Here is a 16,377-nt window from a genome sequence, read left to right as displayed (position 1 = left end):
TTCTTCGAAATTTGCATATAAAGGGAGGATCATTCATGGCTGACAATAACACGATTGAAAATGAGGATATACAGACTGAGCTCCCTCAAGAAGAGAAAAACGAAGCAGAAAAAGCTGCTCAGAATTATATGGATAAATTTAAAAATAGTGATGATGCAACAGATCTTATTAATCAACTTGGCGATTTAGGAGAACACGAACAAAAATTGGCGGGAGATTCTCTGGAAGCTTTGAAGCGCCCGGTTGGAGAAATGCTGGAGCAAAAGAACAATGAGCTCCCCGAGCGATTGTATGATTTACGACAGCAAGTCTCAAGTCTTGAGCCCGAACACCTTAAGGAAGGTCGTTTACAAAAAACACTCAATAAAATACTTCGTAGAGATCCAGTTGAACAATACGCCCGTAAATATCGAACCGTTGAGGGGCAAGTAGAAAACATTATTGAGTCTTTACTTGCAGGAAAGGATAAATTGCAAGAAGATAATCTCATGCTTGATCAGTTACGCGACACAGCTAACGAGCGCATTCATAATCTGGAAAAACAAATTGAAACGGGAAAACAGCTAAATGAAATGCTGGAAGCTGAAATGACAGCAGAAGAATGGCGGGATAACCCCACTCCCCTGCAGCAGGGGCAACAAAAAGTCGTTACACGCATCAAAAACATGTCTCAAGCGATCATGGTATTGCAGCAATCACTTGCTTCCGTTGACCTTATTAAAGAGAACAACGAAAAACTTGAAGAAGCGATCTTTAACGCAATCACGATGACAAAAAATGTCATTACCGTAACGGCATCTATACAGCTCGCTCTTGGCAATCAGAAAAATGTGATTGATGCTGTCCAAAATGTCAATCAAGCGACTGAAGATATGATTTTAAGCAATGCAAAAACATTGCGTTCAAACACAGAAGAAACGTTAAAGACATTAGAAGAACCTGCGGTTGCCATCGAGTCGTTTCGCCAGGCATATGAGGATGTACAGGCAGCTATAGACATCACTGAGCAATCAAACGAACGTATCGTAAAATCAGGCAAAGCGTTTATCGCAGAACTTGATACGCTAAATCGAGAAGTACGAAAGAAATTACCTGAATAATCCATGTTGAAGGTGTTGATGGTGGTGAAAGATTGGTTCGGAAGTTCTTGGCATGAATTTTTCTTACCAGAGCGGTTGCGGGCCGTTGATGATCACATCTTTTCTGATCCGAATGGCTTATCACTCATAAAAGAGAGTGAAGCGGTGATCGAGAAAATCATCACGCGCGTACTTGAAAATGGACCGGTTAAAGGCACACAAGTGTATAAAAAAAACGGACGGACTTTTAAATTACGCTTAAAAGTAAGTCAAAAACGCTTGAGCTTAATGTGTTTTGATACCCATCTTTCTCCTTCTGCCATTAAAAAGCGTATAGTGATTACAATCGCCCGCCAACACTCCTATAAGCCGAATGGAAAATTAATGAAAGAAGGGCTCGTTTACTACATGAAAAATGGAAAATCCCATGTGCGGAGTATCCAAAAATCTCCATTTTTTCATGGTATTACCGAGAAATTGTTACAATTGGATAGTGCACTTGATGGACATGCCCCAACGATGGTAACAGGGGGAACTTCAGCCACTTTAGAGACTGATTCACCGAGTAAAAATCAGCAGAGTGAACAAGCACGATATGAACAAGCAATTCGCTCCCTGTCCCATCACGGTTTTGATCTCCCCCAAGCTCTTGCAAATCGTTTGGACACACTTTTGGATGAACTATCTTCGCTCATTCCTTCATTACATTTATTGTCTATTGAAGACCGGCACCAAATCAAACGGATGGTGAACGAGGATATTCCATTTCTGCTTGAGGCATACCAAGATCTGGATGAAGACTCGCAATCTGCACAAATGTCACGATTATATGAAGCGTTAACAAAAATGGAAATTACGTTACAACATTTGCAAGAACATGATCATCAAGCAAAACACGATCGATTTGAATACTTGTTAAAATTAAACGAGAAACGCTATTCGAATAGAGAAGATCCGCCGCAATAAGGCATCTTCTTTTTTTACCATGAAAGGGGTTTTCAGAATGGAAGCAAAAGTGGAACAACTTGCAAAAGAGACATATATGATTGACGGGTACGATTTAAATCTGCCAGAAAGAACAGGAATCTACGTGCTTGATGCAAAGGAATTAACGTTGATTGAAACAGGCCCCAGCCTTTCCTACCCACAAATCAAATCAGGACTCAAACAATTAGGAAAATCACTTGCCGATATACAACATATTATTGTAACGCATGTACATCTTGATCACGCAGGGGGATGCGGGCAATTGTTAAAAGAAACACCCCAAGCTACCGTACATGTACACCCAAAAGGGCAAAAGCATCTGGTCTCTCCGGAGAAACTTGTACAAGGGGCAAAAGAAGTGTATGGCAGCCATTTTGATTCGTTATTCAACCCTATTGTCCCTATTCCGGAAGAATGTACAAAAGCATGCAAAGATGGTGATCACCTGGAAATTGGAGATGACCGAAAGCTGACTTTTATTGATACCCCTGGTCACGCTTTCCATCATCTCTCAATCATCGATCATCAAACCAATGGCATTTTTACTGGGGATACTGTCGGTATTTATTATCAAGGACTTAGTCATCACACCCCACTCTTTTTACCGTCCACATCACCATCACAATTTGATCCCAAGAGCATGAAAACCTCTTGGGAAAGGATCAAGTCCTTAAACCCTGATCGCATCTATTTCGGTCATTTTGGATCGAGCGACCAAGTATCTGAAATTTTTAAATCAACAGCTTACTGGTTAGAGAAATGGATACAAATGACAAAAGAGGCCGCGGAAAATGGAAATACTCCCGAGGAGATTAGCAATCACTTATTCCAGTCCGTCTACGATGCTCATGCTGAACATACAGAACACCCTGATGATCACTCCGCATGGGAAGCATTGAAACTGGATTGTCAAGTATCAGCTCTAGGTTTATATCATGCTCATATCAAAGGGAGGCTCTACTGATATACACCTTCGTCAGAGTTGCCCCAATAGATTCATCATTATATAATAGAACCAGTTTATATGCGAAAAGTGAGGGTCTCCATGAATCGGAAAGAAGCATTTGAGTATAAAGGACACATCGTTCTGGTCCATAATCATCCAGAGTGTGTATGCTACGGTTTATTAACAGATATTGAAACACCGAAAAATAAAATATGGCAAGGAACGGTTACGATAAAAGGCATTTATAGCGTTAGTAATGCCAAAACCGCCTATAATCCCCCTTATCATGATGGTGAGAAAGTTCAGGTTGCTGGTTCAAAAATACAGCCATTTACAGGAAAGCTTGCCCGCTCTTATCGTGCTTCTCTCCTGCAAGCGATTGGATCCTTGGAAAAAGATACAACAAGATCACTTCTCGAACTTGAAGAGCAAAAACAACAATTGCAGGATTTACGCTTACAATTACGAAATAAACGCGGCAAGGCAGAAGATCCTTTTTTATATTTTTCATTGGTCAATGAAAATGAAGAAATCCTTTTACAAGAGCAATCTCAAAATGAAAAGATGCTTTTAGAAGGCTGCCCATTTGAAATGGAATGGTACGATCCTAAAACCAAAAGTTGGACGGGTGTTATTCATGATAAGGATTGGAAATTTACGACGAAGTCAGGAAACAACATCCAATTACATCAAAAAGATATGATACGCATTCATAAAGAACAATTTGAGCCTTTCCAAATTTTAATCAATGAATTGGAAGCTCCGGCTAAGGAATCTTTAGCAAGACTTATGCATTACTATGGTTTTCAACGTAAGCACCTAGTCAAATGCCAGAATACATTGCTTAAAGAATTACTGCACGCGGAAGAGGATCAACACTTTAGTGGCGTAAACTTCATCATTTTTCAAAAGGATACATCCTTTCTCGTCATCCAACATCGTTATGAGCGTACGCTTCACAGCGATCAAGACGACTACATTTATGATCGTTTTGAATGTACAACTGAGTTCAATGAACGACAGGTCATCACCTACACGAATATGCAAACCTCAAGATAAAACGAATAGTGCATAACCCCACTTGGAGAGTTAGTCGTAAGCATTGAAATCCTATAGCGCAAAAAAATCCCCTTATCATAATGGGGATTTTTCATTATTATCGTTCTTCTTATGAAGATCGGGTGTTTCCACTTCCCTGGAGTACCAGGCGAGAAGATCTTCTCCGCGATCAGCTTCTACATCTCTAATTTCAAAGCTTTTTCCTGACATACTCGAGAGGATTGATACGGAATATGTCGAGAGTTTACGCCACCTTTGCAATGGTGACTGAAAAACATCTGCCGCCTGAATCCATTTACGGGGAATAACAGCCCGATTCAAATTAAACAACCTCCATTGTAGAATTAACGTCTTCCCGTCAACCTGGACACCACCATTACGATACCTCAACCAGCCAATATAAAGACCCAGCAGAATGAACAGTAAACCATAGGCACCAAATGGAACAAATATACTTATCGGCACGGTCACGATTAAAATGGGGACAACCGCTCGAATCATATAACGGATCATGGCCCGTTTTGGCAAAGGGTAGAGCGCTTCTTCCCTATCACAGACAAACTCCGGTAAAAATTTTTCCAGCACCTCTCGGGCTTCTTTTCGTCTGATCAAGGGGACGAGAATAGTTGATTGTTGTTCATCTGCGCTTCCGCCCCCTTTACTCTCAACATAAAGGGTCGTAAACCCAAATGGTTGTCGTAAAATGCCGGTGACATAACGGACGGTTGTAATCCGGTGGATTTTCAATGTTAGCTGCTTTCTCTCTAACAATCCCCGAGAAATCACAAGGTCATTTCCACGTTTTACAACTGTAAACTGGCCATATTTAAAAATTGTAATCACGATGGAAATGAGCCACGCAAAAACTGCGATTAAAAAAATGGTAATCGCTAACAGCGTCAATGTTGATGAGAGAATTAACCCGATCGTTGATTCATAAAATTCCTCAGGCAAAAAAACGTCAATTTGGGAAAAGAGCGCTAACACCGCTGATAGAACAAGTCCTACTCCTCCAGAAGTCATTCCAGCAAATAACAATCGTTTAAATCCTAGTTCCCATGATGACTCAATTTTTTCATCTACATCAAAGGACTCATCTTCTTCCGATTCAGCTTCAACCATATGCTCTCTCTCTTCGTCGCTACCCTCTTCTGTCGTTGGCGGCTCCGGTTTTGCTAGCAGTTTTTTCTTCAATCGATTGGCTTCACTTCGTCTAAGAGCAATCAGCTCTACATCTGGTTCACCGCCCCCGCCCGCGGTTTCAATTTGAACCTTTACTAAACTGAATATTCGTTGTGGAATCCCTGCCGACATATCAAAACTTTGCACACGGCTTCTCTGGATAAACCGTTCCTTTTTAATGATAATTCCTTGTTTTACATGTAGCTCCTGATCTTTCACTTGATACCGAAACGTCAGCCAATATAAAAAGCTATATATCGTTGAAAAAACGAGTAATATCGGTAAAGCTAACATAAAGAAAAGTCCCGGCCCACCACCTGTACTGCCAATAACAAATGCAATAATAATAGGGATAATAAAATCCCGTAATCGACTTAAAATCATAATGACGACACTGGCGCCATGCAAGCGCTTTCCGTCAGTCATCATCATCAGCCGTTTGTGCCAAAACGGCAATCTGATCTCGCAACTCCGAAGCTACTTCTTCAGTAAGAGCCGGAATTTGATGAACGGTAGCAGCCGTTGAAATCGATACCGCTGCGAGATTGTAATGGCGATAGATTGGGCCCTGTTCTGTATCGACATGTTGAACACGGATCATCGGGATTAACGTTCTTCGAATAATAAACACACCGTACTGCAAATCAATTTCCTCATCATATACTTCATAACGCCACCGGCGCCAGCGAATCGTAGGCACAAGTAAACTTTGCAATAAAGTGACGCCCACCCAAAGAAGGATTAAAACATATAAAATCCATAAAGGCCAATTAAATAAAATGGTCAAGATTCCATACCCTATCGGGATGATCAAATAAAATAAACTTTCAAAAAAACCAGCGATTCGCCAGACAGGAAGCGCCTTTTTTGAAAGGCGCCTTGCTGGTGCATCTCTCATCATTCTATCCCCTTTTCAGCTTTTACGAGTCATCTGTTCCATCGTTATATATAATTGTTACCCCTTTGGACTCAAGGTACTGGAGCACTGCATCATTTAACATTTGATCCTGCAGTAATCCTAATGAAGGGAGGAGCTCAAGTTCATCCATTTCTCCATTGTCTGCTTCTTCTATAAGCTCCAGAGCTTCATCCATGCCTTTGGCTTCTAATGTCTTAACGAGTTCATCTCTGTTCATGCTTTATCCCCCCTTTATGAACGATCGGCGCGAACGGATTCTGTCATTTGTTTCCAAACGGAACCTTTAGCTTCTTCGCCCCCCTCGATTCGTTCGAGCGCCATTTGAATTTGCATATCAACTTCAAATTCCGGATCACCCGTTGCTGCTTTTAGCGGTTCAATCGCCCTTTCGTCACCAACTTCATACAAAAACATGGCAGCTCTCCAGCGAACAAGCTTGCTTTTATCATTAAGACTTTCGATGACTTCATCCATTGCTTGTGGATCACCAAGGTCTGAAAGAGCATCACCGGCTGTTCGACGTACCGTTACTGCACGATCTTTAAGTGCCTTGTACAGGTAAGGCAAGGTTGCTTTTGTTTCTATCATCCCGATTAGAGTTGTTGCTAACCGCCGTACCGATTGCTTCTCATCATTTAAGGCGATATCAAGCACTGGTAAATCTTCTTCGCTTGGATCCATTTGATCTAAAGCAGCAAACCGATTTCTCCAATCAGGATCTTCCATCATTTCTTTCGTTACCGTAAGCGGCTGTGGACGACTAGCGTTTTGCTCAGAGTCCTCCCATTTGACAAGCTGATCAAGCCGTTCTTGACTGTAGGCCGCGGCAATTTCCTCAGCTACCTCTTCGCCAATGGCTTCCAAATCATTTCCGTAGCGGGCACTCCGATCCTCCCATTTCCGTTCAAAGACAATATTTTCTTGTTCACCGGCTGCTGCGAACGCTGCTTCCGTAAAACGATTGGGTAAGCCTATTCGCTTCTCTTCATCCCCTGTTAGCAATTTAATTTGCATAGGGATGTTTTTAAACATTTGGACCTGTACTTGTACTTCACCGAAATGATCAATATCCTCGGCGTTTGACTGAACAGAACCGTCTTCCCCCTCTGTATGTTCACCAAAAATCTCTCGCGCTTCCTTCAACACCTGTTCCCAATTTGCCTTGGGTTCCCGCTCCAATGCGAGAAAATCAGCAACGTGGTAGACTCCCTTAATTCCATCAATCTCAAATAATTGCTGAATCTGTTCAGGGGCCTCCTCCTTGTTTTCTTTTGTATAATTCCCGCTTTGTCCCCCAGGTAACTTTTCGTTTAACGTTAACTTCATTGTATTGGGGCTCGGGGTAGGTTCAATACCGGTAATTCTCATGATCGTTTGCCTCCTCTTCTTCCTACATCCTGTTCGCATTTTAACATAAGAACTTCCGTAAATCCTTAATCGGGTAGTAAAATACGAAACATATCAATTAACTTTGAAGGAGCGGTGCTACATGTTTCATAATTTCTTCAAAAGTGGTTTTATCTCCAAACTGTTGTGCAATCTCACCATCTGCTGTAATTAGAACCGTCGTGGGGACGCCTTGACAGCGAAAACGTTCGTATGTGTCTGTCCCCTGATCCTCTACCATTGGAATCAACAGCTGATGAGCGTTCACATAATCCTGACCTGCACGGGGTTTACGTTCCCTACCAATGACATTGATATTTAGCATGGCAAGTGTCTGGTCATCAAGCTTTGAATATAAGATTTCCTTCTTTTGAAGATCCCTTTGGGAATCAGGACACCACGAGGTCCAGAAGGTGAGCATAAGGGGGATCCCTTTATATTGTTCACTCGTAACTTCCTGTCCTTCATATAGATCATACAAAGAAAAGACGGGCGCCTGTTTCATCCGTTAACACCTCTATTCGTCTCGATTGTTTATAAGAAAATGTAAAATATGTCCAGTGTGTTTTAAAGGGGACAATCGCGCGACCAATTGATGCCCGTAAAATAGAAGCAACATTGGCACGGATTGTACCTTGTATTCGGTAGCTATCTCCGGGGCGAGTTGGAGATTAATTTTATAAATCGTTGTTTTTGCTTCGATTTCTCTCGCCTGTTCGACCATTTGTTCCGCGAGTGCGCACGTCTGGCAGAAAGGAGAAGAAATGAATAGAGCCGTGTACCCTCTCAAATTATTCTTCCAGTCATGGGCACTGATTTCGGTTAACAAAAAATGACACACCCTTCTTCAATACCTGTCTTCATCTTACATGATTATTCCTCGCAGAAACAACTCAACGCATTCTCGAAAAAAAACACCCGAATTTACACCTCCCGATGTAAAACGGATGTTATCCCTGAAGTCTTTTAAGCAACCATAAGCCTGAGCCCCAGTTTATCCATTCGTGAGGGCGCAAGAGGTTCTAGTGCCGCCGTTCACATTTGATGTAGCAGCCTGTCATTCAAAAGAACCCGCCATTTTTCCGGAGCTTTTAGACACCCTTTTTATTGTTTCAAGCAAAGCCTGTCCATAAGCCGGCAAATCCGGCGGTCGCCTACTTGATACGAGATTACCGTCAATAACCGCAGGCTCATCTTTCCAGGTTGCACCGGCGTTTATCACATCATCTTTGATGCCCGGGGTACTTGTCATCGTTTTTCCTTTTAAAATGCCGGCAGATGCAAGGACCCAGCCTGCATGACAGATTTGCCCGATCAAGTCACCCTCATGATCCGCTTTCTGTACCATTTCTAATACATCTGTATCCCGCCTTAATTTATCGGGAGCCCATCCGCCAGGAACGAGAATACCATTGAAACTTTCCTTTCTTGCTTCTTGGAATGTGAGATCAGCTTCTACCGGGACTCCGTACTTCCCAACATACGTCGTCTCCTTGCCATTACCGGCAACAAGCATCGAGATGCCTTCTTCTCTTAAGCGGATCAGCGGATACCATAATTCCAAGTCTTCAAATTCGTGATCGACCACGGTTAATAATTTCATCTTATCTAATGACATATTATCCTCCCTGACTGGTAAAAGTAACAATCTGCGTTGATATCACCGTCTCATGATAGGAGTTGAATAATCCCTTACTTTTAACCTTTTCTTTAAGGATCCGACGTTGTTTCAGCGGGAAATGAACGTCGCTATGAAGCGGTGAAGGTTCAAGAGCAATGACAGTATTATTTTTCCATGAAGGCAGAATGATCTCATCATTTAAAAATGAAAAGCGCATGGAAAACCCCTGGCGAAACCAGGAAACTTCATCCTGTTTTGCAGCACCTGGTCGATTCATACAGGCAAACAACGAAAGCTCATCACACATTTTCAATATGGGCAGAGCCTCTTTTTCAAATTCACTTTCCATCGAACCTCTCAGCCGAGTAAATCGGGTTTGCTCTCTTCTTTTGAAACGTTCAGCATCATCAGTGGTTATCGAGGTAAAAAATGATTCTAAGTGGCGACCTACAAGCAATCCTGCGTTTGGGTCCATCATTTCCACTTCGTTAATCCCTGTTTCATATGCTGCAATCTTCTCTGCTTCAGGGTAATTGGTAAAATCGTAGGGAGCCCCTTCGTCGTCATTCCATATCGGTTGCTGGTCAAGGGGGATCCACGCCCGGTCATGTTCAGCAATCGCAGTATGAAGGTTGATTCTCCATTTCTTCTTCTGAAGATCAGGATCCCCCCATGCTTTAAAAATCTGGGCACTTAGCCGGGCATGTTCGTCTTGTTGAGTACAAACCCAATGTGTATCTTCATCCCTGATAATCATGGCAAGCCTCCATTTTATCATTCGTGTCAAAAGGCGGACAAAAAAGGACTAGGAGGGGTTTTGTAAAAAAGTGGTTTCGAGCACACAAATGGTCACTTCTCAGGCATAAACGTCTCTCGAAGAAAACTACTTCCCTATTTCAAAGGTAGCTCTCAAATTCCGCATCAACTTGCTTCTGTAGAAAGGGAAGAAGCGCTAAGAGAATGCCAGCTTGCGCTCCGCTCCTTGTTGGAAAAGCTACCCACTTTTGCTTCATGGAGGTGAAAGCTTTCGCGGGCACAAACAGGATGCTCGAAGCTGTTTCTCCTCAACCTGATCGGCTTTTCTCCTCCTTATTGAACACGTTCTATAATACAAAGTTGAACATATTGTCCTGTGCTGAGATTTCATCGACGATAAACCCTTCTGCGCGCATCCTTTCCATGAGAACTGGATAATCGCTCGCAGAATTTAATTCAATCCCTACAAGTGCCGGCGCAATTGATTTGTTATTTTTTTTCGTGTAGTCAAAACGGGTAATGTCATCATCAGGCCCAAGCACATCATTGAGAAATTCCCTCAGTGCACCTGCGCGTTGAGGAAAATTGACGATAAAATAGTGCTGCAGCCCTTCATATACCATCGAACGTTCCCGCATTTCTGCCATACGGCCGATATCATTGTTCCCGCCGCTAACGACACATACGACCGTTTTGCCCGCAATTTCGTCCTTATAAAAGTCTAATGCTGAAATAGGCATGGCACCAGCTGGTTCAGCTACGATCGCATGTTGATTGTAAAGTTCTAAAATTGTTGTGCATATTTTACCTTCCGGGGCAAGCACCACATCATCAATAAGATTATTGCAAATATCATAAGTAAGGTTTCCAACCCGCTTTACCGAGGCGCCATCTACAAACTTGTCCATTTCTTGTAATTCTACAACTTCTTTGTTTGCCAATGACTGTTTCATCGAAGCTGCCCCTGCCGGCTCAACGCCGATAATATTCGTATCCGGACTAATCGATTTCACATACGTACTTATTCCTGAAATCAATCCTCCTCCACCAACGGATGAAAACAGATAATCAATATTTTCATCAATATCATTCATAATCTCCATACCGACGGTTCCTTGCCCGGCAATAATTTTTTCGTTGTCAAATGGATGAATAAACTCCATGTCATGGTCTTCCTTGTAACGCATCGCTTCAGCATAAGAATCATCAAATGTATCTCCAGTAATAACTACTTCAATAAACTCCCTGCCAAATTGCTTGACTTGATCTCTTTTTTGGCGCGGAGTTGTCGTAGGCATAAAGATCCTGCCCGGTACTTTTAACGCTTTACAAGAATAGGCCACCCCCTGTGCATGGTTCCCGGCACTTGCACAAACCACACCATTTTCGAGCTTTTCTTTTGGCAAACTCTTCATTAAGTAATAGGCACCGCGAAGCTTAAACGAACGTACAAGCTGCAAATCTTCCCGTTTTAAATAAATATTTGCATTATAACGTTCAGACAAAACATCATCTTTTTGTAGCGGGGTATGTTTGACAACATCTTTTAACGTTTGATAAGCGATGATTACATCTTCAATTTGCAATGTATTTAATGTTGCTTCCTTTCGCATCATAGAATTTTGACCGCCTTTGATCGTTTTTTAGTTATCCTATACGTTATCCTTTTAATGTAACATATGTATATGGGATTATACCACGCAAATGTACGAGAGCTTTCAAAATTGATGAACATTTATTGTATGATTACTTGTACGTCCTCCAATTGGAGATTAGGCCTTAGAAGGGAATTGAAAAACCTTTCCTGAACTTCTATAATGAACGTGATAGTGTAAATGAAGGAGGCTTGTACATGACATCATTTATGACATGGGTTCTTACATTTGTTCCTGGATTTATTGGGACTGGTATTGACACTGGTCCTGCAACTACTCCTCACGAGGGTGATCCTTTTGTCGTTATTTCACTTGGAGTGCTTTCATTTATAACCATTGTCTATTTCATCGTCTCGATGTTTAAGGACAACAGTTAATGTTAAGGGATTAAAGAACTGTTCTTTTGGGAAAATAAGTGGGAAAGCGTAGTTGTCGCTATAATTGACGGATCTCTCTCATTCTTATCGGATAAAGACTAACGACAGGAGCGATAATCATGAATGAATGGCTAAAAAATGGATTTTTCCTTGGCTTAGGAGCTGCGGTCGCTGGTAAAGAAAAAGTACAAACATATTTGGATGACCTAGTTACCAAGGGGCGCATTACACCGAAAGAAGCTGAACAATTTGCCGATGAGCTCATTCATAAAGGTGAAACCAAAGAAGAGGAATGGAGTCAAGCTTCAAAAGATCGTGTAAAAGGAATGTTTCATGATATGGGACTTGCCACACGAGATGATGTTGAAAACCTCGAAGCTAAAATAACTCATTTGGAATCATTGCTTAAAGAAGAAGCAAACAAGAATGACACCTAATCATCGGATAGTTCTTTATCTATAAGAGACGGGTGAGTAACCCGTTTTTCTCATGTGATAAAAAGCCTACGATCCAATCCTAAAGGAAGATGTCCATTGCTTTCTACCGGTTTAAAACACGCGAATCGCTACCGAAAGATTGCCACCGTCCTGGCTCGTCACGGGTTCGGGTATGTTTTGCATGAAGTCGGTCTCTTTCACGTATTGTCTTTGCCCAAACGATTATCTACGAACCCGAAAGATCCCAATTATCGTTTAATTGGAGAAAGAATATGTAACGTCCTAGAAGAACTGGGACCGACGTTCATCAAGTTAGGGCAAATGATCAGCACGCGTAAAGACTTATTTCCACCGTTTATCGTTGAGGAATTGGAAAAGTTACAAGATGATGTTCCGTCCTTTGAATATAAACAAGTGAAAAAAATCGTCGAAGAAGAAATGCAATGCCCTATAGAAGAAGCGTTTAATAATTTCCACCCAGAGCCGCTGGCAGCAGCATCAATTGGTCAGGTTCATCAAGCTGAGCTTCACGATGGAACAATGGTTGCAGTAAAAGTCGCCCGACCTCATATTAAAGAAATAATCGAGAAAGATCTGGACATCCTTCATGATCTCACAAGACTTCTCTCCCAACGTTTTCAATGGGCCAGATATTATCGTCTTGAAGAAATTGCCGATGAATTTTCTGACGCCATTCGTAATGAAGCTGATTACACGCTGGAATTACGGAATACAGAGAAAATGCATATCAATATGCAGAAATTCAATTATATTGAAATTCCTGAAGTATTCCGGGAGTATTCAACTCGAAAAATGATCACGATGTCCTATATCCAAGGAGATAAGCTATCGAAGTGGGAAGAAAATCATGATGGACATAGCCCGTATCTAGCACGAGAGCTTGCGGACGCTTTCCTACATCAAATCTTAATCGATGGCTTTTTTCACAGTGATCCCCATCCGGGAAATTTCCTGATTACAGGCAAAAACAAATTATGTTTACTTGATTTTGGGCAAATTGGACGTCTGAACCGGACGATGAGAAATGAGTTTATTACGTACGTCATTTCCATGACCAAACGAGACCCTGAGGAGGTTGCTCGCACGATTTATAATATGGCTGATGTACCGGACGATGTAGACTTTGAAGAATTCATAGAAGAAGTCGATTTTTTGCTAGATAAATACTATCAACGTCCGTTTCAAGAAGTACGGGTCGGGGAAGCTATTAACGATATCTTTTCCGCATCCCATCGCTATAATATACTGATTTATAAAGAATACACTCTTCTTGCAAAAGCTGTCATTACGATTGAGAGTATTCTCGCAAAACTTGATCCAAGCCTAAGTATCGTGGAAATTGCTGAGCCGTATGGCCGCCTTCTTGCCCGGGAACGATTAAACCCGAAAAAATGGTCCAAAAAATGGTGGAGGGAGGCTCAAAAGCAAGGGGATACATTGCTGAAATTACCAGAATCAATGAGAGCGGCGCTAGATAAAGTCAATAGTGAAGAACTATCCATTGGGGTTCGAGCCCCCAAAATCAACATTTTCTTGAACAAACTCGACCGCATTAGCAATCGAATCTCCTTTAGTGTAACGGTTCTCGCTTTTGCCATCATTATGGTGGGGTTAATTATCGGCTCCACTTTCGGGGATTCTTCGTCCATTCTAGTCCAACTCCCGGTCATTGAAATCAGTTTTATCGTTTCCTTCTTTATGTTTTTGCTCCTCATTTTTTCCATATTTCGTTCCGGACGTTTTTAAGAACAACTTGTCTTACCGCCAAGCGCTCTTAAATGAAAATCCTTTAATGAAACGTTTCATCGTTTAAGTGATATTCAAACCGTTTGAATATCACTTAAATAAAACGGCAAAAGAGGGTAGCCCTTCTCTTGCCGTTTTATTGTTTTTCCTCAATTTCTTGTTGCAATAGATTTAAAATGTAATCAACCGCTTGTAACCGTTCTTGATAACGCTGTTCTTGTACATGATATTGAAACGATTCCGTCACCAATACGTACATATTTTCATATGTGTGCTCCACTTGATTGGGATGCAATACCCCAAGTGTATCCTCTGAAAGCAATCCCTGGACACTCGCTCGCCACTCTTCAGCGCGAGCCTGTACGTCATCAACGAAAGGGACAATTTCATCGGTGAAGGAAAACTTCTCGCCCTCCCCCACTCTTTCGTGATAATGTTTGGCTTTTTCCATATCTGTACTTAAACGTTCGCTAAGTTCTAGAATTTCCTTACACATATATAACCCTTCTTCTTTAACTTGAAAATGAAAACATGCTTGCCAGTTTGCCCCTTTTGGGGGTTTCTTCTACTGATTCTGTCAAATCTGTAGCGTCATTTAATTCGTTTAAATGGTCCTCAATTGTTGTAATCGAACGCTGGACATCATCTAATTCTTGTCGATGTTTAAGCAGTTGAAAGCTTACGACTTCATCTGCTTTCTTTTCAATCATTTTTTCTAAATGATCGAGTCTTTGTAGTATTTCATCCATACGTTTTTCTGCTTCGAGTGTCGCAACTTTTACGTCATCGCTTTCTTCAATTTCATCTGGCATTTGCGTAGATTTCACAGTTTGCAAACGTTCAATGGCCATTTGGTCGTACAAATAATGGCCACGATCATTCGTTTGTACCGGAATTTTATATTTTCTTACCCATGTTTGAATCGTCTTTGGAGCCACCCTTAAGGTTTCCGCGACACTTTTCGTTTTCACTAATGTCGTCATTCCAATACGCCTCCTTTTTGTCTGCTTGATAAACGAGTTCTCTTATAAACAAGAGAAACCTTCAAGCTTGACAAAAGAAGTTCGTATTCGGCAAAACTTCTAAAAAACCGCGCTTATTCAACGGGATTTTGTATTCTAGAAGACCTATTCCAGAGCTTGAGCAACCAGACTTTCAACCTCTAAGATGTTTGATATTACATTAGTAACATTATTCTTTCTCTGAAGTATGTAATCTTTGCGCGATGGTTTCCGGGTGAATTGCCGACAATATAATGTGGTCACTATCGACGAGAATAATGCTTCTTGTTTTTCTACCATTTGTAGCATCAACGAGCATGTGACGCTCACGAGCTTCCTGAATCATTCGTTTAGTCGGGGCTGAATCGGCTTGAACAATAGAAATGATTCGTCCAGACGGGACAATATTTCCAAATCCAATATTCAATGGCTTATCACTCATGTTATGCCTCTTTTCTATAAGTGCTTAACGTTCAGTATAACATTTCACAAGATAAGGAGAAAGATGCTTCTAGTCATCACTTATTTATGATATTATTTAGTGTTGATTAGATTGTTACTAACGATGAAGGAAGGATGGGGAAGGTTGAGCTTTCGGTACCCAAATGGAAAATTATATACTGCTGCCAAGCATGCACCCTCTCCTCGCCCCACAAATCGGGGAAATCGTGGGATGCGACTTGAAGACGACATCAATGATTCAATTTCCTATTACCGCAACAGAAAAACAGCAGTCATTCATAAAAAACCAACCCCGGTGCAAATCGTCAATGTTGATTACCCTGCGAGAAGCCGGGCAAAAATTACAGAAGCTTATTTTAGACAAGCATCGACCACCGACTACAATGGGATTTATCGTGGATATCACCTTGATTTCGAGGCTAAAGAAACAAGGCAAAAGCAATCGTTTCCATTTAAAAATTTTCACGACCATCAACTGAATCACTTAGCAGCTATTTCTGATCAAGGCGGATGTGCTTTTCTGATTCTTCAATTTGTCGAATCAGAAGAGATTTTTGTAATAAAAGCCGATGTATTTTTACAACTAAAAGAAGAAAGCACCCGAAAATCACTGCAAAAAAGTGTCATAGCTGCTCATAGTGTATCCATTAAGAGAACGTATACTCCACCGATTGATTTTTTACCTGCTGTAGACCAGTTATTTTTTTGAGAATATGTAACTTTATTAGTGAAATAACGACATA

The 16,377-nt window shown here is 41.4% G+C and carries 20 protein-coding genes; 8 read left to right on the top strand and 12 right to left on the bottom strand.

All coding sequences use genetic code 11. The features are described from left to right. The first annotated feature begins 35 nt into the window (after window positions 1-35). The 4 genes from HNR44_RS05160 (at window position 36) to HNR44_RS05145 (ending at window position 4,071) form a co-directional block, all read left to right on the top strand. Complete coding sequence (locus HNR44_RS05160) at window positions 36-1,100, top strand: toxic anion resistance protein (protein ID WP_184403016.1); 1,065 nt, start codon at window positions 36-38, stop codon at window positions 1,098-1,100. Window positions 1,101-1,124: 24 nt separating this feature from the next. Further along, a complete protein-coding gene (locus tag HNR44_RS05155; protein ID WP_184403015.1) occupies window positions 1,125-2,045 on the top strand; it encodes a hypothetical protein in 921 nt (306 codons plus the stop codon). A 37-nt stretch (window positions 2,046-2,082) separates the two neighbouring features. Next, entirely contained in the window at window positions 2,083-3,030 is a 948-nt protein-coding gene (locus HNR44_RS05150; RefSeq protein ID WP_184403014.1) for an MBL fold metallo-hydrolase, read from the top strand. A gap of 81 nt (window positions 3,031-3,111) precedes the next feature. Next, entirely contained in the window at window positions 3,112-4,071 is a 960-nt protein-coding gene (locus HNR44_RS05145) for a DUF2777 family protein (protein WP_184403013.1), read from the top strand. 75 nt (window positions 4,072-4,146) lie between these two features. Here the strand turns inward: HNR44_RS05145 and HNR44_RS05140 are convergent, their stop codons facing one another. From HNR44_RS05140 to ilvA, 9 genes are all read right to left on the bottom strand, one after another. Continuing rightward, window positions 4,147-5,709: a PH domain-containing protein gene (locus HNR44_RS05140; protein WP_184403012.1), complete on the bottom strand. Its 1,563-nt coding sequence runs from the start codon at window positions 5,707-5,709 to the stop codon at window positions 4,147-4,149. Beyond that, on the bottom strand, window positions 5,672-6,154 hold the full coding sequence (locus HNR44_RS05135) for a PH domain-containing protein (RefSeq protein WP_343069366.1): 483 nt from the start codon (window positions 6,152-6,154) through the stop codon (window positions 5,672-5,674). Before HNR44_RS05135 ends, HNR44_RS05140 begins: the two co-directional genes overlap by 38 nt. 19 nt (window positions 6,155-6,173) lie before the next feature. Then, window positions 6,174-6,389: a hypothetical protein gene (locus HNR44_RS05130; protein WP_184403011.1), complete on the bottom strand. Its 216-nt coding sequence runs from the start codon at window positions 6,387-6,389 to the stop codon at window positions 6,174-6,176. 14 nt (window positions 6,390-6,403) lie between these two features. Beyond that, complete coding sequence (locus HNR44_RS05125) at window positions 6,404-7,540, bottom strand: conserved virulence factor C family protein (RefSeq protein ID WP_184403010.1); 1,137 nt, start codon at window positions 7,538-7,540, stop codon at window positions 6,404-6,406. A gap of 97 nt (window positions 7,541-7,637) precedes the next feature. After that, window positions 7,638-8,063 carry a TlpA family protein disulfide reductase gene (locus HNR44_RS05120; protein WP_184403009.1) on the bottom strand — a complete coding sequence of 142 codons (426 nt, stop codon included), beginning with the start codon at window positions 8,061-8,063 and terminating at the stop codon, window positions 7,638-7,640. A 12-nt stretch (window positions 8,064-8,075) separates the two neighbouring features. Beyond that, entirely contained in the window at window positions 8,076-8,387 is a 312-nt protein-coding gene (locus HNR44_RS05115; RefSeq protein WP_184403008.1) for a thioredoxin family protein, read from the bottom strand. Between the two features lie 228 nt (window positions 8,388-8,615). Beyond that, window positions 8,616-9,176, bottom strand: a complete 561-nt coding sequence (locus tag HNR44_RS05110; protein WP_184403007.1) for a type 1 glutamine amidotransferase domain-containing protein — start codon at window positions 9,174-9,176, stop codon at window positions 8,616-8,618. Between the two features lies 1 nt (window position 9,177). Beyond that, a complete protein-coding gene (locus tag HNR44_RS05105) occupies window positions 9,178-9,936 on the bottom strand; it encodes a DUF3891 family protein (protein ID WP_184403006.1) in 759 nt (252 codons plus the stop codon). 346 nt (window positions 9,937-10,282) lie between these two features. Then, window positions 10,283-11,551: a threonine ammonia-lyase IlvA gene (gene ilvA, locus HNR44_RS05100; protein ID WP_184403005.1), complete on the bottom strand. Its 1,269-nt coding sequence runs from the start codon at window positions 11,549-11,551 to the stop codon at window positions 10,283-10,285. Between the two features lie 236 nt (window positions 11,552-11,787). Between ilvA and HNR44_RS05095 the strand changes: the two genes are divergently transcribed. From HNR44_RS05095 to HNR44_RS05085, 3 genes are all read left to right on the top strand, one after another. Further along, window positions 11,788-11,967 carry a hypothetical protein gene (locus HNR44_RS05095; RefSeq protein WP_184403004.1) on the top strand — a complete coding sequence of 60 codons (180 nt, stop codon included), beginning with the start codon at window positions 11,788-11,790 and terminating at the stop codon, window positions 11,965-11,967. Between the two features lie 119 nt (window positions 11,968-12,086). Next, window positions 12,087-12,404: a phasin family protein gene (locus HNR44_RS05090; RefSeq protein ID WP_184403003.1), complete on the top strand. Its 318-nt coding sequence runs from the start codon at window positions 12,087-12,089 to the stop codon at window positions 12,402-12,404. Between the two features lie 96 nt (window positions 12,405-12,500). Beyond that, complete coding sequence (locus HNR44_RS05085) at window positions 12,501-14,171, top strand: ABC1 kinase family protein (protein ID WP_184403002.1); 1,671 nt, start codon at window positions 12,501-12,503, stop codon at window positions 14,169-14,171. A 136-nt stretch (window positions 14,172-14,307) separates the two neighbouring features. Here the strand turns inward: HNR44_RS05085 and HNR44_RS05080 are convergent, their stop codons facing one another. The 3 genes from HNR44_RS05080 to HNR44_RS05070 form a co-directional block, all read right to left on the bottom strand. Next, complete coding sequence (locus HNR44_RS05080) at window positions 14,308-14,667, bottom strand: DUF1798 family protein (RefSeq protein WP_184403001.1); 360 nt, start codon at window positions 14,665-14,667, stop codon at window positions 14,308-14,310. A 16-nt stretch (window positions 14,668-14,683) separates the two neighbouring features. After that, complete coding sequence (locus tag HNR44_RS05075) at window positions 14,684-15,154, bottom strand: MerR family transcriptional regulator (RefSeq protein WP_184403000.1); 471 nt, start codon at window positions 15,152-15,154, stop codon at window positions 14,684-14,686. A 208-nt stretch (window positions 15,155-15,362) separates the two neighbouring features. After that, on the bottom strand, window positions 15,363-15,614 hold the full coding sequence (locus HNR44_RS05070) for a DUF370 domain-containing protein (protein ID WP_184402999.1): 252 nt from the start codon (window positions 15,612-15,614) through the stop codon (window positions 15,363-15,365). Between the two features lie 144 nt (window positions 15,615-15,758). On the opposite strand from HNR44_RS05070, the gene recU reads away from it, so the two are divergent. After that, a complete protein-coding gene (recU, locus tag HNR44_RS05065) occupies window positions 15,759-16,343 on the top strand; it encodes a Holliday junction resolvase RecU (protein WP_184402998.1) in 585 nt (194 codons plus the stop codon). Window positions 16,344-16,377 lie beyond the last annotated feature (34 nt).

The sequence above is a fragment of the Geomicrobium halophilum genome (genome assembly GCF_014207655.1).
GTDB lineage: Bacteria > Bacillota > Bacilli > Bacillales > Marinococcaceae > Geomicrobium > Geomicrobium halophilum.
Note: the sequence above shows the minus strand (reverse complement) of the source record. Positions and strands in the feature narration are given on the sequence as shown.